Origin of the sequence: Streptomyces sp. NPDC056628 (assembly GCF_042792555.1) — a bacterium.
In the GTDB taxonomy this organism is placed as follows: Bacteria; Actinomycetota; Actinomycetes; order Streptomycetales; family Streptomycetaceae; genus Streptomyces.
The window spans coordinates 57565-81108 of sequence record NZ_JBHTWG010000022.1 but is presented as its reverse complement, the minus strand read 5'-3'; the positions used below and the strand labels follow the sequence as shown (position 1 = coordinate 81108).

Genomic DNA, 23544 nt, shown 5'->3' with positions numbered 1-23544 from the left:
CGGCGCCTCGCCCGTCGCCGGCGTGCCCGACTCGCCGGTCGCCCTCCTCGACGCGCACGCACGCGCGTGGAGCCCCGCGGAGGCCCGCGCCCGCTTCCGCGCCGGACAGGCGGGCCCCACCGCGGGGGTCGCGGCCGGCCACACCCAGGCCAATCTGATCGCGGTGCCCGCCGACTGGGCCTACGACATGCTGCTGTTCTGCCAGCGCAATCCGAAGCCCTGCCCGGTGCTCGACGTCACGGACACCGGTTCCTGGACGACGGTCCTCGCGGACGGCGCCGATCTGCGCACCGACCTGCCGCGCTACCGGGTCTGGCGGGACGGGGAGCTGGTGGACGAGCCGACGGACGTGCGCGCCCACTGGCGGAGCGATCTCGTGTCGTTCCTGATCGGGTGCAGCTTCACCTTCGAGTCGGCGCTCGGTGAGGCCGGCGTCCCGATCCGCCACGTCGAACAGGGCCGCAACGTGCCGATGTACGTCACAAGCCGCCCGTGCCGTCCCGCGGGACGGCTGCGCGGGCCGATGGTGGTGTCGATGCGTCCGGTGCCGCCGCAGCACGTGGCGGCCGCCCTGCGGGAGACGGGACTGCTCCCGGCGGTGCACGGCGGACCTGTGCACTGCGGCGACCCCTCGGCGCTCGGCATCGCGGACCTGGGACGCCCCGACTTCGGCGACCCGGTGGACCTGGAGCCCGACGACATCCCCATGTTCTGGGCCTGCGGGGTGACTCCGCAGGCCGCGGTGATGGCGTCGCGCCCACCGTTCGCCATCACGCACGCACCGGGTCAGATGTTCCTGACCGACGCCCGCGACGAGCAGTACCGCATCGTCGCCTGACCACCGCACCGGGGAAACGACGGACTCATGACCTCGATCGATCTCAACGCCGACCTGGGCGAGGGCTTCGGCCGCTGGCAGCTCACCGACGACGAACGGCTGTTGTCGGTCGTCACCAGCGCCAACGTGGCCTGCGGCTTCCACGCCGGGGACGCGGCCACCATGCGGCGCGTGTGCGAGCAGGCGGCCGCGCGCGGGGTGCGGATCGGCGCCCAGGTCTCCTACCGGGACCTCGCGGGGTTCGGGCGGCGGGCGATGGACGTGCCGCCCGCCGAGCTGGCGGCCGAAGTGGCGTACCAGATCGGCGCCCTGGAGGTCTTCGCGCGGGCCGCCGGTGCGCGTGTGGCGTACGTGAAACCGCACGGCGCGCTCTACAACCGGGTCGTGCACGACGAGGAGCAGGCGGGCGCCGTCGTGGACGGCGTGCTCCTCGCCGACTCCACCCTGCCCGTGCTCGGCCTGCCGGGTTCACGGCTGCTGGAGCTGGCGGACAAGGCCGGGCTGCCCCCGGTCACGGAGGCGTTCGCGGACCGGGCGTACACCGAGCAGGGCACGCTCGTCCCGCGCGGCCGGGACGGTGCCGTGGTCACCGATCCGGAGGCCGTCGTGGAACGGTCGCTGGGGCTGGCCCGCGCCGGCGAGGTCACCTCCCACACGGGGACGCGGGTCGCGGTACGCGCGCGGTCGCTGTGCCTGCACGGCGACACGCCCGGGGCCGTCGAACTGGCCCGCCGGGTGCGGGAGCGGCTGGAGGAGTCGGGTGTCCGGGTGGAGGCCTTCGCATGAGGACGCGGCCCGTCGGCGACGACGCGCTGCTGGTGGAGGTGTCCTCGGGCGAGGAGGCCCAGGCCCTGCACGCGGAGTTGCTGCGCCGCCGTGCCGAAGGCTCACTGGGGGTACGCGAGATCGTCCCCGCGGCCCGCACCGTCCTGCTCGACGGCCTCACCGACCCGGACCGCCTCGCCGCCGAACTCGCCCTGTCCGACGTGCCTCCGGCCCCGGCACACGCGCGCGAGGTCGTCCAACTCCCCGTGCGCTACGACGGACCCGACGTGGACGATGTCGCCGCGCACTGGGGGGTGTCGCCCGACGAGGTCGCCCGTATCCACGCGGGCACCGAATTCAGCGTCGCCTTCTGCGGGTTCGCGCCCGGCTTCGGCTATCTGACCGGGCTGCCACCGCGGTACGACGTCCCACGCCGGGCGACCCCGCGCACGGCCGTCCCCGCGGGCGCGGTGGCCCTGGCCGGCCCGTACACGGGCGTGTACCCGCGTTCCTCGCCGGGGGGCTGGCAGTTGATCGGCACGACGGACGCGGTGCTGTGGGACCACACGCGGGTGCCGGCGGCACTGCTGGCGCCGGGTACGCGGGTGCGGTTCGTCCCGGTGGACGGATCATGACCGACCACGCGCTCTCCGTCGTCCGCGCCGGCGCCCTGACCACCGTGCAGGACCTCGGCCGTCCCGGTCACGCGCATCTCGGAGTGCCGCGCTCGGGTGCCCTCGACCCGCCCGCGGCGGCGCTCGCCAACCGGCTGGTCGGCAACCCCGCCGACGCCGCCGTCCTGGAGACGACACTCAGCGGCTGTACGGTGCGGCCCCGTTCGACGCTCATGGTGGCCGCGACCGGCGCGCCCTGCCGGGTCACGGTGGACGGCGGTCCGGTCGCGTGGGGCGCTCCGGTGCGGGTGGCGGCGGGCGCGCTGCTGGACGTGGGCCCCGCCACGGCGGGCGTGCGCACCTATGTGGCCGTCTCCGGTGGCGTCGCCGTCGAGCCGGTGCTCGGCAGCCGTTCCACGGACCTGCTGTCGGGCCTGGGCCCGCCACCCCTCACGGACGGCGCGGTGCTGCCCCTGGGCCGCCCGGCGGGGCTGCACGCGCGCGTGGACGTCGCTCCCCAGCTGGCGCCTCCGGCGGAACTCGTCCTGCGTGTCACGCTGGGCCCGCGCGCGGACTGGTTCTCTCCGGAGGCGCTTCAGGTCTTCACGTCGCGTCCCTACCGCGTCTCCCCCGCGAGCAACCGCATCGGCCTGCGCACCGAGGGCCCGGTCCTGGGCCGGGCGACCACCCGTGAACTGCCCAGCGAGGGCATGGTCCTGGGCGCGGTCCAGGTCCCGCCCGACGGCCGGCCCGTCGTCTTCCTCGCCGACCACCCGACCACGGGCGGCTACCCGGTGATCGCGGTGGTGCGCACCCCCGACCTCCCATCCGCCGCCCAGGCACCCCCGGGCACCCCGATCCGCTTCGTCGCGGTACGCCGCCGCTGAGCCCTGCCGGGGGCCGCCCAGAATCGCTCCCGGTATCCCTGAGCGCCCCCGGCGGCTTGACGCAGGCCCGCCCGGGACCGGGGTACGGCGTGGGGTCCCGACCAGCGGCGAGCCCCGGCGGACCGGACTGCCCGGACGCGCATCGCCGCCAGGGCGGGTCCCTCGGTGCGGGTCGGCCCGGCGCACCTGCCATCGTGCCGCTCGACCGGTCCGGGACGCCGGGCGCGCGCCCCCCTGGGCGGGTCGGCGTATCCGTAGACGCAGGGCCCGCACGGAGACGACCCCCGGCCGGCCCCCGCTTCAGCCCGTCGTCGCGTCCGGCCCGATCCGGCTGCGTACAGCCGTCTGCACCTCGTCCTCCTCCGCGGGATCCGCGGCGAGGCGGCGGAGGCGCTCGACGACCCGGGCGTCGCCGGTCTCGGCGTGCCGGGCGGCGATCTCGCGGGTGTTCTCCTCGCAGTCCCAGAGGCATTCGACGGCGAAGCCGGCCGGGAAGGAGGGATCGGTGGCGGCGAGGGCGCGGGCGGTGCGGCCGCGCAGATGGGAGGAGGCGGTCTCCCGGTAGATATGGCGCAGGACGGGAGCGGCGCAGGCGAGGCCGAGGCGTCCGGTGCCGTCGACGAGGGTCCACAGCGTGGGGGCGTCGGGGCCCTCACCGCGTACGGCCTCCCGCAGCGCCGCGAGGACGAGGTCCTTGTCCCGGGCGCCGCCCCGGCAGGCGAGGACACGTCCGGCCGCGGCGCCCAGCGCGTCGGGCCGCCGGGCCCAGCCGCGCGCGCGGTCCACGGCGGCGACGCCGCGCATGCGTTCGAAGGCGTCGACGGCGGCCTCCACGACGGCCGGTGAGCCGGTGACGACGGCGGCCTCGACGAGGTCGAGCACGTCGGGGTCGCCGATGTCCGCGAGGTAGCGCAGGGCGGTGCAGCGGGCTCCGTCGCCGCCGTCCCGGGCCGCCGCGACGATCTGCGGCCGGTCCTCGGGCCCGGCGACGGCCGACAGGCACCGGGCGGCGGGCACGTGCAGCGCGGCGCCGCGTTCGAGCCCCTCCTGGGCCCAGTCGAAGACCGCCTGCACGCTCCATCCCGGGCGGGGCCCGCCGGGGCGCATCTGCCGCTGCCAGCGGTCGAAGCACCCCGCCTCGTGCGCGGTACGCACCCGCGTGGCGATCGACGGCCGGGGATCGTCGGCCCACAGCCGCCAGGGCCGTGGCTCGAAGGCGTCGCGTACGGCGACGGCCAGCTCGGCGTCGCCCTCCGGGTCGGCCGGGAAGCGCGCCAGGACGGGGGCGGCGAGGGCGCGCAGGCCCGCGTCGTCGTCCCTCAGCGCCAGTTCGTCCAGGGCCCAGGCCCAGTTCGAGCCCGAGGCGGCGTACCTGCGGAGCAGTTCGAGGGCGTCCCGGCGGCCGTAGGACGCGAGATGGCCCAGGACGGCGAGGGCGAGCCCGGTTCGTGACTCGTCGGTGTCGAGGATGTCCTCGGCGTCGAAGAGATGGGCCTCGATCGTGTCGAGCTCGCCGTTCAGGTCGAGGTAGAGCCGGGCGTAGTAGAGGGAGCGGTTCTCCACGTGCCAGTCGTGCCGGGGATCGTGCAGCACGCACTGGTCGAGGGCCGCGAGCGCCTCGGAGCGCGGGGCGGTGAGCGCGTGCAGCGTTCCGTCGCCGCGGCCCCGCTGGAGCAGGCCGAGCAGCGTACCGCTGGGCGCTATGACCGGTTCGAACATGGGAAACAGCCTCACATCAAGCGTCGACGCAACCGGGGTTCTTGCTTCACCTGGCCGCGTGACAACACGTCGGGGCGCCCGCCGTTTCCTGCTTGCTGTAGACCATCTTCCTCTGCCTCTCGTCGGTGGCCCATGCGGACCGATCACGGCCCGCGCGGTGCGGCAACACCTGCCCAGCCCTCGCGTCCGTGAATCACGACGTCATGATGACTCGGCACTTCCGTCCGCCGCGACCGAAATTACGGCGGCCCGGTACCGCCTCCCCCGTTTTCCGTGTCCTCGCTGGTCAGAACCGTCGGATCAGTGTGCGCCGAACAGCTCGAGCAGTTCGGTCTTGCCGAACATGCGGGCCGTGTCCACGGCGGACGGCGTGCCCGCGGCCGGGTCGGCGCCTCCGTCGAGGAGGGCCTTGATCACCTCGGTCTCGCCCTTGAAGACCGCCCCGGCGAGTGGTGTCTGGCCTCGGTCGTTGACGCGGTCGCCCTCGGCACCGCGCGCGAGGAGGGCGCGTACCGCCTCGGCGTGCCCGTGGTAGGCGGCGAGCATCACGAGGGAGTCGCCGCGGTCGTTGGTGAGGTTGGCCGGAACGCCCGCGTCGACGTACGCCACGAGCTGCTCGGTCTCCCCCTGCCGGGCCAGATCGAAGATCTTGGTCGCCAGCTCCACGACCTCGGGGTCGGGGGCTTCGCTCATGGCCGGACCGCCTTCCTGCGTGCACGGGGACTGGGTTCTGCGGGGAGCAGGGTACGGGCCGGCGAGCGGAGCGCGGCCGTACGGGTGATTCGCCAGGGTACTGGCTCGCGCGGCACATGACCCGCTGCGTCCGCGGCAAAGATCATCGCAGACACAGTGGCGCTCAGGAGCCCGGCTCATCCGGCCAAGGACACTCCGCCGAGCGGGGGAAATTAGCCGAATTTCACCCACTTGCACCTTTTATCGTATGGATACATCCTGTGAGCCTGGAAGTACTCATGGTGACTGTCCCCACAAACCAGGAGCACTCAGATGATCCTCTCCATCTCAGGCGTCGTACTGCTCGGCATCGTCGTCTTCATCTTCTTCCGCAAGGACGGGCTGAAGGCGTCGCACGCCCTGATCTCGGCCCTGTTCGGCTTCTACCTGGCAAGCACGGCCATCGCCCCGAGCATCAAGGCAGGCGGCGAGAGCCTTGCGAGCCTCCTGGGTGGCATCCAGTTCTGACGCCGCCCCCTCCCGCCCGTACGCACTCGTAGGAGACAGCAGTGGCCCGCCGCCCCCTCCCCCGCATCCTGAGCACCGGCAGCGCACAGTTCACCCGGAGCCGAGAGCTGGCCCGGACGCAGTTCGCCCGAAGCCGGGAGCTGGCCCGGACGGCGGGCGACAGCGCCTCCGACGTCCTCCACCCGCTGATCACGGTCACCCGCGGTCTGCGCCGGCTGGCTGCCGCCGGACGGCGCAGGTGGGCCGAGACCCCCAAGGACAGGCGCGGGCCGCTCCTCTTCCTGGTGGCCTCGGTGATCCTGGTCGTCGCGCTGGTTCCGTACGGGCCGCTGCTCGCCGTCATCACCGTGATGGCGGCGGCAGCCTGGCAGGGCAGGGACCGCGGACCGGCGGCTCCCGAGGGGTCCGACCCGTCGCGGACCGAGCGGCTGAAGGCGCTGTACGAGGCACTCGTCCCGTACTTCTCCGCCCCCGAGGACCCCGAGCCGCTGTACTCCCACGGCGGCGACTGGGAGAAGGCCCTGCCCGAGTACGAGTTCGACGGGACGGGCCGGGTGGTCCGGCTGCTGATCCGCTACCCGGCCTACTTCACCGACGGGGAGGCGCAGGCCCGCATCCGGATCGAGCATCTGCTGACCTCCAAGGCGGGCCGTGGCCGCGAGTACCACTTCGACTGGGACGAGGAGGGCAACGAGCTGACGGTCTCGGCGCTCGCCCCGCTGCCCACGGACATCGCCGCGCAGCGGTTCGTCACGGCACCCGGCGAGACCGTGCTGGGCTTCACCGACGCCACCCTGGTCCGCCGCACGCTGCCGCTCACCCACGGCGCCCGGCAGCGCGACGTCCCGCCGGTGGTGTGGCGCACCGGTCTGCGGTCCACCGAGCCGCACCTGCTCGCCGTCGGCCAGCCCGGCAGCGGCACATCCACCCTGCTGCGCTCCATCGCGCTCCAGGCGCTCCAGCACGGTGACGTGGTGATCGTGGAGGGCGGTGGCACCGGCGAGTACGCCTGCCTCACCGGCCGGGACGGGGTCCTGGCCGTCGAGTGCGGGCTGGCGGGGGCGGTGGCCAGCATCGAGTGGGTGGCGACCGAGACGGAACGGCGCCTGATCGCCGTCAACCGGGCCCGGCAGGCCGGCAAACCGCCGCCCGAGGACACCAAGCGCCCGCTGTGGGTCCTGCTGGACCGCCCGACCGTCTTCACGCACCTGGCCGCCGCCGACGGTCGCAAGGATCCGCAGTCCCTCCTCCAGGTGCCCCTGCGGCACGGTCGGGCCGCCGGAGTCACGGTGGTCGTGGCCGAGCAGTGGGACGCGCTGGACGCCCTCGGCGACGCCGTACGCCAGCACACGCGCGCGCGTGTCGTGCTCGGTCCGGCGACGGCGGAGCAGCTCGAATCCGTCCTCGGCGCTCCCCCGCACACCACGCCGGTCGCCGACACCCCGCCCGGCCGCGGCTACGCCCGCCTGGGCACCGGCCTGGTCCACCGCCTCCAGGTGCCGGCGACCCCGGACCCGTACGACGACGCGACGAGCGAGGCGCACCGGCAGGCCGTACTGGACCTGCTGCCGGAGCGCACCACCCCGATGGAGGCGGAGCCCTCGCCCCGGCTCACGAAGACCGAACCGGAACCGGAGCCGGTCCCGGTCGAGGCCGTGGTGGCCGAGACGTCGTGAGGGGGGCCCGGACGGGGCGCGGCCCGGTCAGGCCACGAACGGCCGCACCGACTCGCCCCCGCCGGTGACCCCGCTCTCCACGAGCCGCGCCGCCGCGGCCAAGCGGCTCGCCGCCTCCTCGGCGACCGCGCCGCCCACGGTGAACGGCAGCCGGACGTAGCCCTCGAAGGCGCCGTCCACCCCGAAACGGGGCCCGGACGGCACCCTGACGCCGACGCGCTCCCCCGCCTCCGCGAGCCGCGATCCCGACAGGCCGCCCGTGCGGACCCACAGGGTGAGGCCGCCGCGCGGCACCTCGAACTCCCACGCGGGCAGTTCGCGGCGGACGGCGGCCACGAGCGCGTCCCGGTTCTCCCGGGCCTGGCCGCGCCGCGCCTCCACGGCCTGCTCCCAGCCGCCGGTGCCGAACAGCCAGTTCACGGCGAGCTGCTCCAGCACGGGTGTGCCCATGTCGGCGTAGGCGCGTGCCGACACCAGGCTGCGGATCACGTCCGGGGCGGCCCGCACCCAGCCGATCCGCATGCCGGCCCAGAAGGCCTTGCTGGCCGAGCCGACGGTGATGACGGTCGATCCGGCGGGGTCGAACGCGCACACCGGCCGGGGCATCTCCAGCTCCGGTTCGAGCCACAGCTCGCTCATGGTCTCGTCGGCGATCAGGACGGTCCCCGCCGACCGGGCGGCGTCCACCAGCCGACGGCGCTGGTCCTCGTCGGCCAGGGCGCCGGTCGGGTTGTGGAAGTCGGCGACGACGTAGGCGAGCCGCGGCGCCGCGTCCCGCAGGACCTGCCGCCAGCGGTCCATGTCCCAGCCGGACAGCCCCTCCGCCATGGCGACCGGCACGAGCCGGGCGCCGGCCTCCCTCATCAACTGGAGGATGTTGGCGTACGACGGCGACTCCACCGCGATCCGCTCGCCGCGCCCGCCGAACATCTGGCAGATCGCGTCGATCGCGCCCATCGCCCCGGTCGTCACCATGATCTGCTCGGGCATGGTCGGGATGCCGCGCGCCGTGTACCGGTCGGCGATCATCGCCCGCATCGCGGGCAGCCCGGCGGGATAGTCGCCGTGGGTGTGGGCGTACGGCGGCAGTTCCTCCAGGGCACCCTGGACGGCGCGGGTCAGCCAGGGTTCGGGGGCGGGCAGAGCCGCGCAGCCCAGGTCGATGATGGAGCCGAGCGCCTCGGGCGGCAGCGGCTCCAGCCCGCGTGCCGGCAGCGGGTTGCCGGCGGGCACGGCCGTCCAGCTGCCGGCCCCGCGCCGCGACTCCAGGAAGCCCTCGCCGCGCAGCGCCTCGTAGGCGGCGGCCACGGTCGTACGGCTCACGGACAGCGCGAGGGCGAGTTCGCGCTCGGCGGGCAGGCGGGCGGCGACCGGGACGCGGCCCTCGAGGACGAGCAGCCGGACGCCGTCGGCCAGCGCCCGGTACGCGGGCGGACGCCGGGTGCCGGGGCCGGCGGGGCGGTCCTGCTGCGAGGTGAGGAGACGGGCGAGCTGTGCGGCACCCACCGCGGAAGTCCACTGCGCCATGATTCCAGTCCACCTACTTCGAATTGGCCATGGATGGCGTTGCATCCCAAGCCACAGGGTGTCATGCGGCAGGCCACTACCACCACCAGGGGGCGCAATTGTCCAGCCAGCGGCACCTCGTACGACGGCTGTCCCAGCTGTACGCGGGCCTCGCCCTCTACGGGGTGAGCTCGGCACTGCTGGTCGGCGCGGGTCTCGGCCTGGAACCCTGGGGCGTACTGCACCAGGGCCTAGCCGAGCGCACCGGTCTGACCATCGGGGTCGTCTCGATCATCGTCGGCGCGGCCGTGCTGCTGCTCTGGATCCCGCTGCGCCAGCGTCCCGGTCTCGGCACCGTCTCCAACGTGTTCGCGGTCGGCCTGGCGATGGACGGCACCCTCGCACTGCTCCCCGAGACGCACAGCCTCGCCGCGCGGATCCCGTTCCTCGTGGCCGGCATCGTGCTGAACGGCATGGCCACCGGCCTCTACATCGCCGCGCGTTTCGGGCCGGGCCCGCGGGACGGCCTGATGACCGGCCTGCACCGGCGGACCGGGCGCTCCATCCGGCTGACGCGCACGGCCGTCGAGGTCGCGGTCGTCACCACCGGCTTCGCGCTGGGCGGGACCATCGGCATCGGCACGATCCTGTACGCGCTGTCCATCGGCCCGCTGGCGCAGCTGTTCCTGCGGATGTTCGCCGTCCCGCCGCTGTCCGGCGGAAGCACGGTCGTTGCCGGCGGGCAACCCGAAGGGGCGATACTGCGCCCGTGAGCACCACACGGATACGCCACCCCTACCTCGACCACCCCGGCCCCATCCCCTTCGCCCACCGGGGCGGCGCGGCGGACGGCCTGGAGAACACGGCACTGCAGTTCCGGCGGGCCGTGGAACAGGGCTACCGGTACATCGAGACCGACGTCCACACCACGCGCGACGGCCGGCTCGTCGCCTTCCACGACGCCACACTGGACCGGGTGACGGACGGCGCGGGCCGGATCGAGGACCTGCCCTGGTCGGAGGTGCGGCAGGCCCGGGTGGCGGGCGAGGAGCCGGTGCCGCTGTTCGAGGAACTGCTGGAGACGTTCCCGGAGGTGCGTTGGAACGTCGACCTCAAGGCGGAGCCCGCCCTCCACCCCTTCCTGGAACTGGTCGAGCGCGTGAACGCCTGGGACCGCGTCTGTGTCGGCTCCTTCTCCGAGGCGCGCGTGGTCCGTGCCCGGCGCCTGGCGGGCCCGCGCCTGGCGACGTCGTACGGGACCCGTGGGGTGCTCAACCTGCGGCTGCGCTCCTGGGGTGTGCCCGCCGCGCTGCGCCGCTCGGCGGTGGCGGCCCAGGTGCCCGAGGCCCAGTCCGGCATCCAGGTGGTCGACCACCGCTTCGTGCGGACGGCCCACGCGCACGGGCTGCAGGTGCACGTGTGGACGATCAACGATCCGGAGCGGATGCACCGGCTCCTGGACCTGGGAGTGGATGGCATCATGACCGATCACATCGACACGTTGCGCAAGGTCATGGAGGACCGGGGCGTCTGGGTCTGACCCCGTCCTGGCTCCGCCCTCGCGCGGGATCTCCACGGGGAAGCGAGGGCACGGGTGGGCACCGAGACCGTGCGTACGGAGGCGGCCGACGAGGCCGCCGGACGGCGTCGCGAACAGCGCGGCTGGTACTTCTACGACTGGGCGTGCTCCGTCTACTCGACGAGCGTGCTCACCGTGTTCCTCGGCCCGTATCTGACATCGGTCGCGGAGGAGGCGGCGGACGCGGACGGCTTCGTCCATCCGCTGGGCATCCCCGTGCGCGCGGGGTCGTTCTTCGCGTACTCGGTGTCCCTGTCGGTCGTCGTGGCCGTGCTGGTGATGCCGCTGGTCGGGGCGGCAGCCGACCGTACGGGGCGCAAGAAGCCGCTTCTGGCGGCCGCCGCCTACACGGGCGCGGCCGCGACCACGGCGATGTTCCTGCTGGACGGGGACCGCTATCTGCTCGGCGGCCTGCTGCTCGTGGTGGCGAACGCCGCGCAGTCCGTCGCGATGATGCTCTACAACTCCTACCTGCCGCAGATCGCCGCCCCCGAGGAACGCGACGCGGTCTCCTCCCGGGGCTGGGCGTTCGGCTACGCGTCGGGCTCGCTGATGCTGGTCGTGAACCTCGGCCTGTATCTGGGGCACGACTCGTTCGGGGTCTCCGAGGGCATGGCCGTCCGCATCTGCCTCGCCTCGGCCGGTCTGTGGTGGGGCGGGTTCGCGCTGGTCCCGCTGCTGCGGCTGCGCGACCGGGGACCGGCCGCCGGGCGGGCCGCCGGGCAGGGCACCACCTCCGGGTTCCGGCAGCTCGCCGCGACCCTGCGCGACATGCGCCGGCACCCACTGACCCTCGCCTTCCTGCTGGCCTACCTGGTCTACAACGACGGCATCCAGACGGTGATCACCCAGGCGTCGGTCTACGGCTCCGAGGAACTGGGGCTCAGCCAGGCCACCCTCATCGGGGCCGTGCTGCTGGTGCAGGTCCTCGCGGTCGCCGGCGCGCTGACCATGGGACGCCTGGCACGGATCTACGGCGCGAAACGGACGATCCTGGGATCGCTGGTCGCCTGGACGGTCACGCTGGCGGCCGGATACTTCCTGCCGGCCGGGGCCCCGGTGTGGTTCTTCGTGCTGGCGGCCGGGATCGGCCTGGTCCTGGGAGGCAGTCAGGCGCTGTCGCGGTCCCTGTTCTCCCATCTGGTGCCGCCCGGCAAGGAGGCCGAGTACTTCTCGGCGTACGAGATGAGCGACCGGGGCATGAGCTGGCTCGGCCCGCTGCTGTTCGGCCTGACCTATCAGCTCACCGGGAGCTACCGGGACGCGATCATCTCGCTGGTGGCCTTCTTCGTGATCGGGTTCATCCTGCTCGCGCGGGTACCCGTACGACGGGCGATCAGCGACGCGGGCAACCGCGTACCGCCCACGATTTAGCGTTCGGAGTGAAAGGGCGGTAGTGTACGCGTTTGGCCTACCAGGCGTACCGTTACTGCGCGTCAAAGATGCCGAAACGCTGTGTCACATCTCCTTGCAGATGTGACAAACCGGGCGCCGGTGGGTACGACATTGGTCAGCAAGGCTGCGGCTACGACGGCGACGCACGACCCGGAACGTGACTCGGAACGGGAATCTTTACCGCCGACCGGACGTTGACCGGATGACGACGACAGCGACACCTGTCCTGTGGGCGACAAGCCCGGGAGGCACGATTCATGAGTGAGCGAGCTCTTCGCGGCACGCGCCTCGTGGTGACCAGCTACGAGACGGACCGCGGCATCGACCTGGCCCCGCGCCAGGCCGTGGAGTACGCATGCGAGAAGGGGCACCGGTTCGAGATGCCCTTCTCGGTCGAGGCGGAGATCCCGCCGGAGTGGGAGTGCAAGGTCTGCGGAGCCCAGGCACTCCTCGTGGACGGCGACGGCCCTGAGGAGAAGAAGGCCAAGCCCGCGCGTACGCATTGGGACATGTTGATGGAGCGGCGTACCCGCGAGGAACTCGAAGAGGTCCTCGCGGAGCGTCTCGCCGTTCTCCGGTCAGGGGCGATGAACATCGCCGTTCATCCCCGGGACAGCCGCAAGTCCGCCTAGCGGACACCGGCTGACGAGCGCACACACACCGCAGGTGCCCCACGGCACCTGCGGTTTTGTGCGTTGTCCTGGCAGCGCCGGCGGCTAGGAGGTGTCCGCGAGGTCCCACCTGCCGTCCGGTGTCCGGCACGCTCCCCGAACTCTTCGAGCAGGGGGACCCTCACTCGCAGCGCATCGGTCGGCCCGCCTACGGGCGGAGGACGCGACCTTACGGAGACGACCTAGCGCGTCAGCGGCGGGCGGGGCCCCTGGGGCTCGTCACCGGGCCGCTCGCGGATGACCTCGCCCTGCACGATCCTGCCGTCGGGGCGGTGGATGCGCGCCTGCTGGAAGGCGTCGCCGAACGACCCGGCCGCCGCCTCGCGCAGCTTGCGGTCGAAGGTCCGCTCCGCGAAACGGCTCACCACCTTCTGCACCGGGGGGATCAGCAGGAGCAGCCCGAGCGCGTCCGAGACCAGGCCCGGCAGCATGATCAGCAGGCCGCCCAGCATCATCAGCCCGTTCCCACCGCCGCTCTCCGGGGTGCCGCCGCGCTGAAGTGCTTCGTTGAGCGCCTGGAAGGGACGCCGGCCCGCCCGCTTCACGACCACGGAGCCGAGCACGAGCCCGGCGACCAGCAGCAGGAAGACCGTGAGCCCGCCGGCCGCGCCGGCCACCACCGTCAGCAGCCAGATCTCCAGCACCAGCCACGCGGCGACGCCCAGCGGCAGGAAGCCGCGCAGACGAGAGCGGCGGGGCCGGGCGGGCGAGGTGGAGGGCGGTGCGCCAGTCGTCATGCGTCCAGTGTGCCTGGGCCCGGTTCAGAGCGGTATAAGTGGACGGCCGGGGCCGCTCGTCCTACGCCCGCTCCCCCTTGGGCGTCGACGGCTTCCCCCGGTTCACGAGCTTGCCCACCCGCTCCTGCGCCCCCCAGGTGGTGACCCGCCACAGCGCCTCGACCAGGATGTCGCGGCTCATCTTGGAGTCGCCGAGTGCGCGCTCCACGAAGGTGATCGGGACCTCGACGACGTGGTAGCCGGCCTTGACGGCACGGCGGGCCAGGTCGACCTGGAAGCAGTAGCCCTGGGACGCGACGTCGTCCAGGCCGAGCCCCTCCAGGGTCTCGCGGCGGAAGGCACGGTAACCGCCGGTGATGTCCCGCAGGGGCAGGTCCAGGGCGAGGCGGGAGTAGAGGCTGCCGCCCCGGGAGATGAACTCGCGGGACTTGGGCCAGTTCACCACCCGGCCGCCCGGCACCCAGCGCGACCCGAGGACCAGGTCGGCCCCCTTGAGGGCGGTCAGCAGGCGCGGCAGCTCCTCGGGCTGGTGGGAGCCGTCGGCGTCCATCTCGATCAGCACGCCGTAGTCGTGCTCCAGGCCCCAGCGGAAGCCCGCGAGATAGGCCGCGCCGAGGCCCTCCTTGCCCTTGCGGTGCAGAACCTGGACGTGATCGTCCTGAACGGCGAGCTCGTCCGCCAGCTTGCCCGTGCCGTCGGGGCTGTTGTCGTCGGCCACGAGCACGTGCGCCTCGGGGACCGCTTCGCGGACCCGGCCGACGATGCTCTTGATGTTCTCCGCCTCGTTGTAGGTCGGGATGATCACCAATGCCGTGCCGAGCGGCCCGAACTGCCTCCCCCGGTCCTGTGCCGCGAGGGTCCCGTCGCCGTCGTTCACTGCTGCCCCTTCATGTCCGTCCGCAGAGGACCACCATAGTGGGCGCGGCCTGCGCCGACGTGACAGCACGGTCGTACGGCGCTGCGGGACGCGCTCGGGGGCTTCGCGCGGAGGCCGGCGGTCCGCGGCCGTCTGCGGATGGGGGCCCGGCGCCCTTCGGGCCGACCTGGGACCCGCCGGCTGCGGGTCGACCTGAAGCCGTTGTCTACTGAGCGCCCGGGCCCCACCCGGGTCACACCTCCCCGGCAGGCCGGAACGTTCCGTCGTCGCCGCGCCGGCGCTGAGCCTGGCTCCCAGTGGCGGTGCGCCGGTGCGGCACACCGTCCCTGACCCAGCGGCGTTACGACCGTTTCCCGAAAGTTCCCCGGTGGTCTGCTCGGGCGTCCGGTGGTGGACGCCGCCGAACCTACCGGCCCCGGACCTCCGCCTGTCAACAGGCTTGCGACCTGCGGCTTTCCGGAAACGTCCCAGGTCAGCGCCCAGGATTCCCAGGTCGTACGACGCACCGGCGCGAGCCGGGCCCGCGCACGCCACCCCGGTAGATCACTCGCCCGGCCGTACGAAGACCGTGCGTCCGCCGACCACCGTGCGCAGGCAGACCGGCAGGTCACGGCCCGGAGAGAGGTCGGGAAGGCCGGGGGTGCCGGAGCGCGGGTCGGTCGACCAGCGCGCGACCCGGTCGTCGGGCGCCTGGACGACCAGGGCGCCGGTGCGCCACACCGCGTAGTCGGCGGGCGCGCCCGGCACCAGGATGCCCGCGTCGTCCCGGCCGACGGCCCGCCACCCGCCCCGCGTGTGCGCGGTGAACGCGGCGCGCGCCGAAATCCGGTGCTCCGTCGTGCGGTGGAACGCGGCGGCGCGGACCGTGCCCCAGGGGTCCAGGGGCGTGACCGGGCTGTCCGAACCGAACGCGAGCGGCACCCCGGCCCGCAGCAGGGCCGCGAACGGGTTGAGCGCGCGGGCGCGTTCGGCACCCAGGCGCTGGGCGTACATACCGTCCTCGCCGCCCCACAGGGCGTCGAACGCGGGCTGCACGGACGCGGTCAGACCAAGCTCGGCGAAGGCGGCGACGGTTTCGGGGGTCAGCATCTCGGCATGCTCGACGCGATGGCGGGCGGCGCGGATCCGGGCGAGGCCGACCTGGTCGGCGGCGGCGCGCATCCCGTCGACGACGGCGGTCACGGCGGCGTCCCCGATCGCGTGGAAGCCCGCCTGGAGTCCCGCCTCGGTGCAGGCGACGACGTGGGCGGCGACGGCGGCCGCGTCCAGGTAGGCGGTGCCGGTGTGCCCGGCGTCGCGGTAGGGCTCGTGCAGGCGGGCGGTGTGGGAGCCGAGGGCGCCGTCGACGAACAGGTCGCCGGCCGCGCCGGCGGCGCCGAGCTCCCGCGCCTTGTCGACGTCCTGTTCGGCCCAGTACCCCACGACCCGGGGGCCCGGCTCCTGCGCGGCGAGGCGGAGCAGGCCGGTGAAGTCGTCCTCGGAGGAGATGTCGGGCCCGCCGCACTCGTGGACGGTGCCGATGCCGAGGGACGCGGCGTGCGCGAGGGCGGCCCGCTGGGCCTCGGTGCGCTGGGCGTCGGTCAGGGCGGCCAGCGCGGTGGCGCGGACGGCGTGGTGGGCGTCGGCGACGAGCGGGGCGTCCGGCGCGCCGGCGGCGCCCGGCGTCATCTTCAGCAGGGCCGTCGTGACGACCGCCGAGTGGACGTCGATCCGGGAGAGGTACAGCGGGCGGCCGCCGGTGGCCTCGTCGAGCTCCGCACGCGTCGGCGGGCGGCCGCCGGGCCAGCGGGCGGCGTCCCAGCCGTGCCCGAGCAGGACGCGGTCGCCCGGGCGTGCGGCGGCGAAGTCCCGTACCAGGGCGAGCGCGGCCTCCCGGGAGGGGGCACCCGACAGGTCGAGCCCGGTCAGCGCGAGGCCGGTCGCCGTGGTGTGCACGTGCGCGTCGGTGAACGCGGGGGTGACCAGCGCGCCGTCCAGGTCGACGACCTCGTCCACGCCGTCCGCGAAGGCGTCGGCGGCCCCCTCGGAACCGACCCAGGCGACCTGGCCGCGCTCCACGACCATCGCGGTGGCGAAGGGATCGGCGGGGCTGTGGACCTCCCCGCGGCGGAGGAGGACGGTCTGCGGCTGGGCGGTGGACTCACTCATGGGAACAGTTTCGCGCCTCGCCCGGCCGCCTTCGGACCGGGGTCGCCGCGAGGGCGGTCAGATCCTCGGCGGCCGTGCCTCGTACGGCGTGGACAGCACCACGGTCGTCCGGGTCGAGACGCCCGCCAGCGACCGCAGCCGGGCGAGCAGTTCCTCCAGCTCGTGCGGGGTGGCCACCCGGACCTTGAGGATGTAGTTCTCGTCGCCCGCCACGCTGTGGCAGGCCTCGATCTCGGGCACGCCCGCGAGCCGGTCCGCGATGTCGTCGGGGGCGCTGAGATCGAAGGGTTTCACCGAGATGAAGGCGGTCATGGGCAGTCCCACGGCCTCCGGATCCACGACAGCGGCATAGCCGCGGATGACGCCGCGCTGCTCCAGCCGGCGCACCCGCTGGTGCACGGCCGACGTGGACAGGCCGGTGGCCTTGCCCAGGTCGGTGTAGCTCATCCGCCCGTCCTTGACGAGCAGCTGCACGATCTGTCGGTCCAGCTCCTCCATGGCAAGAACCTACAGGGCTCTTGATCTCCACGGATACCTCGCCGGCCCAGGTCATGGCCGGTTCGTGATGTCGGCGCCGGCCGCCGTCGGTCCGCCGGGGGACAAACCGGCCGCAGCGGGCACCTGCGGGCGGCATGTGACGAAGGCCACAGTCGTCGAACAGGCTCCGTGATGTCGCCGTGATTAACGCCGTGGGCCGGAGGGAAGTGCTTGCTGTGGTCGAGGCCGCAGCGCCTTCACGGCCCAGCCCGAGGGGGAGAATCCCATGCAGAGTCTTAAGCGTCCCGGTCGTACGGCGCCCAAGCGCCGGCAGCTTGTCGTCGAGCCCGCTCCGGAGGGCGTCGAACCCGACGCCCTGGAGGACGACGAACTCGACGCGTACGACACCTTCGAGATGTACCGGGTGATCTGCCCGGACTGCGCGCAGCCCATCGCACTGCTGGCGGACGAGGAGGTCCTGCCGGAGCACGCGCTGTGCGCCTCGCCGTGGAACCCCTTCGGTCTGACCGTGTGCGCGGGGACCGGCCGCCTCGCCTCCGAGGCCCGCTCCGCGGACGAGTCGGCGGAGCCCCAGGAGCAGGACACCGCCCTGCTGTTGACGCTCCCTCAGGGGCTCGACTGGCGGACCCAGCCCTTCTCGCACGTCGGCGGCCCGGGCTCGCGACCGATGCGGGTACCGGTCATGCGGCGCCACGCCGCCTGAGCGAGCGCCCCGCGCCGCATGTGATCCTCGTCGACGCCCGCACCACGGCATCGTGCTGCTCGCCGTGGTGCGGGAGTCGTGCGCGCGGTCCCGTCAACCGCCGTGCCTGCCAGACGCGTTGAGCTGACGCACCCCGTGCGCGGCGCACGCCCCGGCGTGGGGGTGTCCGCGAACTCACGCCCGAATCTGCGGAGCAGTGACTTGCCCGGCGGCCTCCGCGTTGCCCGGGTATGCCCCCCACCTACTCCGCGACCGGGCCCCAGCGACGCGTCTTCGTCCCGCGTCCCGCAGGAACGCTTCAGCCGCCGGCGCCGCCGCAGCAGCAGGACCCGCCCATCTACCGCGACCTGATGCGCATGTGGGCGGACCGCGGCCAGACGCTGCCCGGGCATCACGACCCGGAGTGGATCCGGCTCGCGGCGCCGCAGGTCAAGCGCGGTCAGTTCAGCGTGACTCGGGACCCGCTAGGTGACGGGCGATGACCATGCGCTGAATCTGGTTGGTGCCCTCGACGATCTGCAGGACCTTGGCCTCGCGCATGTACCGCTCGGCCGGGAAGTCCGCGGTGTAGCCGTACCCGCCGAGGACCTGGACGGCGTCGGTGGCGACCTTCATCGCGGTGTCGGTGCAGTGCAGCTTCGCCATGGCCGCCTGCTTGGCGAACGGCCGGCCCGCGTCCTTCAGCCGGGCCGCCGTCAGGTACAGCGCGCGGCCGGCCTCGATCTGGGTGGCCATGTCGGCGAGCATGAAGCGCAGGCCCTGGAAGTCGGCGATCGGCTTGCCGAACTGGCGGCGCTCGGTGGCGTAGGCGACCGCCTCGTTCAAGGCCGCCTGGGCCACACCGATCGCGCAGGCCGCGATGCCGAGCCGTCCCGAGTCGAGCGCGGACAGGGCGATGGCGAAACCCTGGCCCTCCTCGCCGAGGCGGCGCCCGTCGGGGACGCGGACGCCGTCGAAGTGCACCTGCGCGGTGGGTGAGCCCTTCATGCCCATCTTCTTCTCCGGCGGTGCCGCGCCGACCCCGTCGGCGTCGCCGGGCACCAGGAACGCGGTGATGCCGCGCGGGCCCTCCTCGCCGGTGCGGGCCATGACGGTGTAGAAGTCGGCGATGCCGCCGTGCGTGATCCACGCCTTGGTGCCGGTGATCACCCACTCGTCGCCGTCCCGGACCGCCCGCGTGCGCAGGGAGGCCGCGTCGGATCCGGACGCCGGCTCGGACAGGCAGTAGGCGCCGAGCAGCCCGCCGCCGAGCATCGCGGGCAGGTGCTCGACCTGCTGCTCCTTGCTGCCGTAGGTGGCGAGGGCGTAGGAGGCCAGGGTGTGGACGCTGACGCCGAGCCCGACGGTGAGGCGGGCCGCGGCGAGTTCCTCCAGGACCTGGAGGTAGACCTCGTACGGCTGGTCACCGCCGCCGTACTCGCTCTCGTAGGGCAGGCCGAGCAGGCCGGACTCGGAGAGCAGCGTGAAGACCTCGCGCGGGAAGCGCCCGGCGTCCTCCTCCTCGGCCGCCCTCGGGGCGATCTCGCGCTGCGCGATGTCGCGGACGAGCGAGATCAGGTCCCGGGCCTCGTCCGTGGGCAGTTGACGGTCCACCGTCTGCGGGGCGCGGTCGGGCATGGCGACGATCCTCCCTGTCGGGCACGTCGGCGGACGTGTCGCCTTGGGTTCGGCGGCTCCGCCAGGTCTCTCTGGGCCAGTCCGATGCTCGCGAACTCCGGGTCTCGGAGGCTGCTGACCAGCGGCTGTGCGCTGTGAGTATGCCCGATCGGACGTATGCCGTCACCAGTTAACGACCGCTCACTCCACAACGTGTCCAGCACGTTATCGCGGTCCGGAATTGGTCCGAACCATTGACGTACTGGTCTAGTCCTCCTACCTTGACGGAGCGGTTCATCAACGCGTTCATGCCAATCGGCTCAGCTCCCCTCTCCCCCCACGGAGGACGCACCCCGATGCACAATCCGCACCCCTCACGCCCCCGGCTCCTCGCGCTCGTGTCCGCCGCCTGCGCGGCGGTCCTCGGCGCCGGACTGCTCGCCGGCGCCGCACCGGCCGGCGCCGAGCCCGCCTCCGGCCCGAGGCTCTCCGCCGGCTCCAAGGTCGTCGGCTACTTCACCGAATGGGGCACGTACGACCGCAAGTACTACGTCAAGAACATCGAGACGTCCGGTTCGGCGAACAAGCTCACCCACATCAACTACGCCTTCGGCAACGTCACCGGCGGCAAGTGCGCGATGGGCGACTCCTACGCCGCGACCGAGCGCACCTACACCGCGGGCGAGTCGGTGGACGGCGTCGCCGACACCTGGGACCAGCCGCTGCGCGGGACGTTCAACCAGCTGCGCGAGCTCAAGAAGAAGCACCCGGGCCTGAAGGTCCTGTGGTCCTTCGGCGGCTGGACCTGGTCGACCGGCTTCGGCGAGGCCGCCCGCAACCCGGCCGCCTTCGCGCAGTCCTGCTACGACCTGGTCGAGAACTCGAAGTGGGCCGACGTCTTCGACGGCATCGACATCGACTGGGAGTACCCGAACGCCTGCGGTGCCACGTGTGACACCAGCGGCCGCGACGCCTTCAGGAACGTGATGTCGGCCGTGCGGGCGAAGTTCGGCTCCGGCAACCTGGTCACCGCGGCGATCACCGCGGACGCCACCAGCGGCGGCAAGATCGACGCGGCGGACTACGCGGGCGCGGCGCGCTACGTCGACTGGTACAACCCGATGACGTACGACTTCTTCGGCGCCTGGGACGCGACCGGTCCCACGGCTCCGCACTCGGCGCTGACCTCGTACTCCGGCATCCCGAAGGCGCAGTTCCACACCTCGGCGACCATCGCGAAGCTGAAGGGCCTCGGCATCCCGTCGTCCAAGCTGCTGCTCGGCATCGGCTTCTACGGGCGCGGCTGGACCGGCGTCACCCAGTCGCAGCCCGGCGGCACCGCGACGGGCGCGGCGCCCGGCACCTACGAGGCGGGCATCGAGGACTACAAGGTGCTGAGGACGAGGTGCCCGGCGACCGGCACGGTGGGCGGCACGGCGTACGCGAAGTGCGGGGACCAGTGGTGGAGCTACGACACCCCGGCGACCGTCGGGACGAAGATGACCTACAAGGACCAGCAGGGTCTCGGCGGCACCTTCTTCTGGGAGCTGAGCGGTGACACCGCCAACGGTGAGCTGATCAGGGCCATCAGGTAACCGGTCCCACGGGGGACTCGGGGCGGAGGACCACGAGCCTCCGCCCCTTGCCGTTCGGATCAGACCTCGCGGCGGGCCGGCTGCGGGGCGCGGTAGGCGGGGGCGAGGTCCTCGATGGCGCGCAGGGCGCCGCCCAGGGTCTTCACCAGCAGTTCGCGCATGGTGTCACGGGGCAGCTCGGGGCGGTCGATCCAGTCGAGGGTGGCGCCCTCCACGCTGCACACCCAGGCCAGCAGGCCCATGCGGGCGAGCGGGGCGATGTCGGTGCGGCCGTACGCGCCCTCCGCGAGGGTGGCGATGATCGCCTCGCGCACGCCGTCCCGGACGGAGTGCACCTCGGTGTCGAAGCCGACACCGCCGCTGACGATGGTGCGGTAGGCGGCCTGGTTGTGCTCGGCGTAGCACAGATAGCTGTCGATGGTGCGGTGCACCCGGTCCACAGGATCCAGCTCGCCCCCGCTCGCCGCGAAGGTCACGAGCTCGGCCACGGATTCCTGGATGATCGCGAGGTAGTAGCCGCGCTTGGACTGGAAGTAGTAGTAGATGAGCCCCTTGGCCACACGGGCCTGCCGGGCGATGTCGTCCATGGAGAGCGCGTCGTAGGACGTGTCGGCGAACAGCTTCCGCCCGATGGCGATGAGTTCGGCACGGCGTGCCATCGAGCGCTCGGTGCCGCGGGCCCTGGGACGGGCCGCGTCACGCTGCTGACTAATATTCAATTTCGACCCTGTTATCCAACGGGCGGCGGGACATCGGCAGTATGGCAGACGGGCGCCAGCTGCTTGTTCGAGTGTGATCGAGGCTGACGGGTCCGCTCACAGCGGGGTCGGTATATGTCCGGCCCGGGGGCCCGGTGTGGGTCAGCTCACAGCAACCCGAGCTGGGTCACGAGCATCGCGAGCACCACGACGAGGGTCCAGCCCATGAGGTGTTCGAGGATCTTGGGGCCGTCTTCCCGGGGTCCGCCGGTGCGGACGCGGCCCGCCGAGGTGGAGTGCGCGGTCATATGCCCCACCTTGCCACCGCCGGCGGCCCGTGCGGCCGAGACGTTGCTCACAGCGACAGGGCCCCGGTCGCCCGGAGCCCTGTCACCGTCGCGTCGCGCGGGGTCAGCGCACGCCCACCGCGGCGAGCGCGGCGCGTTGGCGGGGCGTCGGCCGCGCCGGGAAGTAGAGGTAGCAGACGCCACCGGTGCCCGAGACGACCTTGCCGCTCGCGTTGTAGCGCTTGGTCCTGAGCCAGATGTTCTCCCACTCCCGCCGCTTGTAGACACGGCGTACGGCCTCGTTGGTCGGCGAGTTGGGGTCGTTGGCGATCACGTCGCCGTCGGCGGTGAACCCGACGACGGTCATGAGGTGCCCGGCGGTGCCGTAGCCCGCCCCGGTCAGCTCCTCCTTGAGGAAGGACTGGGAGGTGATGGCCGGAATGCCGGCGGCGATCAGCGTCTCCAGGTCGGTCAGCGAGCCGAGCCGGGTGACCACGCCCTGGAGGCCGTCGAAGGTGGCCGCGTAGGCGGCGTTGAACGGCCAGTTCCCGCAGCCCTCGTACTGGTGGTCGTAGGTGAAGCGGGCGGCGTTGCAGACCTGCGGGTCGGTGTACGCCGGATCCACCCAGGACAGTTGCTCCGGGGTGAGCCGGCCGCCCCAGTACTCGATGATCATCTGCGAGGAGGTGGGGCTGCACCAGGCCTCGCCGCCGTTGTCGTACTCCGGGTACTGGCCGACGTGGAGTTCCTGCGAGTAGCGCGGGACGGTCAGCTCGCGGGCGAGGCCGGGCTTCGAGGCCGGGACGGTGAAGCGGTCCGGGACGTCGGAGCCCATCGCACCGGCCCGCCAGACCTTCGGGGTCACCTTGGTACCGGGCTCGCGGTAGAGGGTCAGCCGCAGCCGGTACGAGGCGAGGCGCAGCCCCGTCGCCGGGTCGTCGATCGCGAAGGTGTCCGTCCAGATGCTGCTGCGGCCGTCGCTCTGGTCGTCGACCGAGGTGCGCCGGATGTCCTGGTCGCCGGCCGCCCAGCGGCCCATCACGTACCAGGGGGTGGCCGTGCCGTCGGAGTAGGTGCCCTCGAGTTCGATCTGCAGCCAGCTCCCGGCCGGTGTGTGCGCGTTCCAGGACGCGATCACCTCGGTCGCAGGGACGGCGAGGCGGTGGACGGGGGACGTCCAGGTCGCGTACTCCCAGCGGGCCTTCGTTCCGGTGTGCGGGTCCGTGTACTCGGTCGTGCCCGCCGGCGTGCCGATCACCAGGCCGGGGCGGGAGCCCGCGACGGCGCGGGTGCCCGCGGCGGTGCCGCCGCGCCAGTCCGTGTACGAGGTCCAGGCGCGGTAGTCGACCTGGCGGGCGGCGGCACGGGGGGAGCGGTCGGTGTCGGCCTCGACGGCGGTACCGGCGGCGGCCGCGGGTCCCGCGGCGCCGGTGACGGCTGCGGCCACCGCGGCCGCCAGAACGATTCTGCGGGACGGCTGTTCGGCTGTGCTCATGGGCGGGAGACCCCCAGGTGTCGAGTCGGGTGGGTCCGGTGCACGGGTGTGCGCCAACTA

At 73.0% G+C, this 23544-nt stretch carries 23 protein-coding genes; 12 read left to right on the top strand and 11 right to left on the bottom strand.

Annotated features, from left to right (window positions below; all coding sequences use genetic code 11):
* The first annotated feature begins 22 nt into the window (after positions 1 to 22).
* From ACFRAC_RS24415 to ACFRAC_RS24400, 4 genes are read left to right on the top strand one after another with little or no spacing between them, the layout of a single operon-like run.
* Positions 23 to 838, top strand: coding sequence for a putative hydro-lyase (locus tag ACFRAC_RS24415; RefSeq protein WP_382927444.1), 816 nt, complete (start codon positions 23 to 25; stop codon positions 836 to 838).
* Positions 839 to 865: 27 nt separating this feature from the next.
* Positions 866 to 1624, top strand: coding sequence for a LamB/YcsF family protein (locus tag ACFRAC_RS24410; RefSeq protein ID WP_382927382.1), 759 nt, complete (start codon positions 866 to 868; stop codon positions 1622 to 1624).
* Positions 1621 to 2238 carry an allophanate hydrolase subunit 1 gene (locus ACFRAC_RS24405; protein ID WP_382927379.1) on the top strand — a complete coding sequence of 206 codons (618 nt, stop codon included), beginning with the start codon at positions 1621 to 1623 and terminating at the stop codon, positions 2236 to 2238. The genes ACFRAC_RS24410 and ACFRAC_RS24405 overlap by 4 nt, the downstream gene beginning before the upstream one ends.
* A complete protein-coding gene (locus ACFRAC_RS24400; protein ID WP_382927377.1) occupies positions 2235 to 3104 on the top strand; it encodes a biotin-dependent carboxyltransferase family protein in 870 nt (289 codons plus the stop codon). The genes ACFRAC_RS24405 and ACFRAC_RS24400 overlap by 4 nt, the downstream gene beginning before the upstream one ends.
* Before the next feature lie 300 nt (positions 3105 to 3404).
* Here ACFRAC_RS24400 and ACFRAC_RS24395 read toward each other — a convergent pair whose 3' ends face one another.
* Together ACFRAC_RS24395 and ACFRAC_RS24390 are read right to left on the bottom strand one after the other, a co-directional pair.
* Positions 3405 to 4823 carry a HEAT repeat domain-containing protein gene (locus tag ACFRAC_RS24395; protein WP_382927374.1) on the bottom strand — a complete coding sequence of 473 codons (1419 nt, stop codon included), beginning with the start codon at positions 4821 to 4823 and terminating at the stop codon, positions 3405 to 3407.
* Positions 4824 to 5123: 300 nt separating this feature from the next.
* The gene (locus ACFRAC_RS24390) at positions 5124 to 5516 is read right to left on the bottom strand and encodes an ankyrin repeat domain-containing protein (RefSeq protein WP_382927369.1); all 393 of its coding nucleotides are present in this window, start codon (positions 5514 to 5516) and stop codon (positions 5124 to 5126) included.
* 312 nt (positions 5517 to 5828) lie between these two features.
* Between ACFRAC_RS24390 and ACFRAC_RS24385 the strand changes: the two genes are divergently transcribed.
* Positions 5829 to 6023: a hypothetical protein gene (locus ACFRAC_RS24385; protein WP_004002760.1), complete on the top strand. Its 195-nt coding sequence runs from the start codon at positions 5829 to 5831 to the stop codon at positions 6021 to 6023.
* Between the two features lie 41 nt (positions 6024 to 6064).
* Positions 6065 to 7699 carry a hypothetical protein gene (locus ACFRAC_RS24380; protein ID WP_382927367.1) on the top strand — a complete coding sequence of 545 codons (1635 nt, stop codon included), beginning with the start codon at positions 6065 to 6067 and terminating at the stop codon, positions 7697 to 7699.
* A gap of 27 nt (positions 7700 to 7726) precedes the next feature.
* On the opposite strand, the gene ACFRAC_RS24375 is transcribed toward ACFRAC_RS24380, so the two are convergent.
* A complete protein-coding gene (locus tag ACFRAC_RS24375) occupies positions 7727 to 9226 on the bottom strand; it encodes a PLP-dependent aminotransferase family protein (protein WP_382927364.1) in 1500 nt (499 codons plus the stop codon).
* 98 nt (positions 9227 to 9324) lie between these two features.
* Between ACFRAC_RS24375 and ACFRAC_RS24370 the strand changes: the two genes are divergently transcribed.
* From ACFRAC_RS24370 to ACFRAC_RS24355, 4 genes are all read left to right on the top strand, one after another.
* Positions 9325 to 9978, top strand: coding sequence for a YitT family protein (locus ACFRAC_RS24370; RefSeq protein ID WP_382927361.1), 654 nt, complete (start codon positions 9325 to 9327; stop codon positions 9976 to 9978).
* Positions 9975 to 10745 carry a glycerophosphodiester phosphodiesterase gene (locus ACFRAC_RS24365; protein ID WP_382927359.1) on the top strand — a complete coding sequence of 257 codons (771 nt, stop codon included), beginning with the start codon at positions 9975 to 9977 and terminating at the stop codon, positions 10743 to 10745. The genes ACFRAC_RS24370 and ACFRAC_RS24365 overlap by 4 nt, the downstream gene beginning before the upstream one ends.
* A 54-nt stretch (positions 10746 to 10799) precedes the next feature.
* Complete coding sequence (locus ACFRAC_RS24360; protein WP_382927355.1) at positions 10800 to 12158, top strand: MFS transporter; 1359 nt, start codon at positions 10800 to 10802, stop codon at positions 12156 to 12158.
* 278 nt (positions 12159 to 12436) lie between these two features.
* Positions 12437 to 12811, top strand: coding sequence for an RNA polymerase-binding protein RbpA (locus ACFRAC_RS24355; protein ID WP_030677841.1), 375 nt, complete (start codon positions 12437 to 12439; stop codon positions 12809 to 12811).
* Positions 12812 to 13032: 221 nt separating this feature from the next.
* On the opposite strand, the gene fxsA is transcribed toward ACFRAC_RS24355, so the two are convergent.
* The 4 genes from fxsA to ACFRAC_RS24335 form a co-directional block, all read right to left on the bottom strand.
* The gene (gene fxsA / locus ACFRAC_RS24350) at positions 13033 to 13587 is read right to left on the bottom strand and encodes an FxsA family membrane protein (RefSeq protein ID WP_382927352.1); all 555 of its coding nucleotides are present in this window, start codon (positions 13585 to 13587) and stop codon (positions 13033 to 13035) included.
* 61 nt (positions 13588 to 13648) lie between these two features.
* Positions 13649 to 14464 (bottom strand): polyprenol monophosphomannose synthase, encoded by an 816-nt coding sequence (locus ACFRAC_RS24345; protein ID WP_382927350.1) that lies wholly within the window; start codon positions 14462 to 14464, stop codon positions 13649 to 13651.
* 543 nt (positions 14465 to 15007) lie between these two features.
* Positions 15008 to 16612, bottom strand: a complete 1605-nt coding sequence (locus ACFRAC_RS24340) for an amidohydrolase (RefSeq protein ID WP_382927347.1) — start codon at positions 16610 to 16612, stop codon at positions 15008 to 15010.
* A gap of 57 nt (positions 16613 to 16669) precedes the next feature.
* Entirely contained in the window at positions 16670 to 17110 is a 441-nt protein-coding gene (locus ACFRAC_RS24335; protein WP_361340451.1) for an Lrp/AsnC family transcriptional regulator, read from the bottom strand.
* Positions 17111 to 17375: 265 nt separating this feature from the next.
* Between ACFRAC_RS24335 and ACFRAC_RS24330 the strand changes: the two genes are divergently transcribed.
* The gene (locus tag ACFRAC_RS24330) at positions 17376 to 17813 is read left to right on the top strand and encodes a hypothetical protein (RefSeq protein ID WP_062674396.1); all 438 of its coding nucleotides are present in this window, start codon (positions 17376 to 17378) and stop codon (positions 17811 to 17813) included.
* A gap of 444 nt (positions 17814 to 18257) precedes the next feature.
* On the opposite strand, the gene ACFRAC_RS24325 is transcribed toward ACFRAC_RS24330, so the two are convergent.
* On the bottom strand, positions 18258 to 19430 hold the full coding sequence (locus ACFRAC_RS24325) for an acyl-CoA dehydrogenase family protein (RefSeq protein WP_382927343.1): 1173 nt from the start codon (positions 19428 to 19430) through the stop codon (positions 18258 to 18260).
* Positions 19431 to 19765: 335 nt separating this feature from the next.
* On the opposite strand from ACFRAC_RS24325, the gene ACFRAC_RS24320 reads away from it, so the two are divergent.
* Positions 19766 to 21004: a glycoside hydrolase family 18 protein gene (locus ACFRAC_RS24320; RefSeq protein ID WP_382927341.1), complete on the top strand. Its 1239-nt coding sequence runs from the start codon at positions 19766 to 19768 to the stop codon at positions 21002 to 21004.
* Positions 21005 to 21063: 59 nt separating this feature from the next.
* Here the strand turns inward: ACFRAC_RS24320 and ACFRAC_RS24315 are convergent, their stop codons facing one another.
* The 3 genes from ACFRAC_RS24315 to ACFRAC_RS24305 all read right to left on the bottom strand — a co-directional run bounded on the left by ACFRAC_RS24315 (position 21064) and on the right by ACFRAC_RS24305 (position 23484).
* Positions 21064 to 21723: a TetR/AcrR family transcriptional regulator gene (locus ACFRAC_RS24315; RefSeq protein ID WP_382927338.1), complete on the bottom strand. Its 660-nt coding sequence runs from the start codon at positions 21721 to 21723 to the stop codon at positions 21064 to 21066.
* Positions 21724 to 21869: 146 nt separating this feature from the next.
* A complete protein-coding gene (locus tag ACFRAC_RS24310; protein WP_107115766.1) occupies positions 21870 to 22010 on the bottom strand; it encodes an SCO1431 family membrane protein in 141 nt (46 codons plus the stop codon).
* 103 nt (positions 22011 to 22113) lie between these two features.
* A complete protein-coding gene (locus tag ACFRAC_RS24305; RefSeq protein WP_382927333.1) occupies positions 22114 to 23484 on the bottom strand; it encodes a peptidase C39 family protein in 1371 nt (456 codons plus the stop codon).
* Positions 23485 to 23544 lie beyond the last annotated feature (60 nt).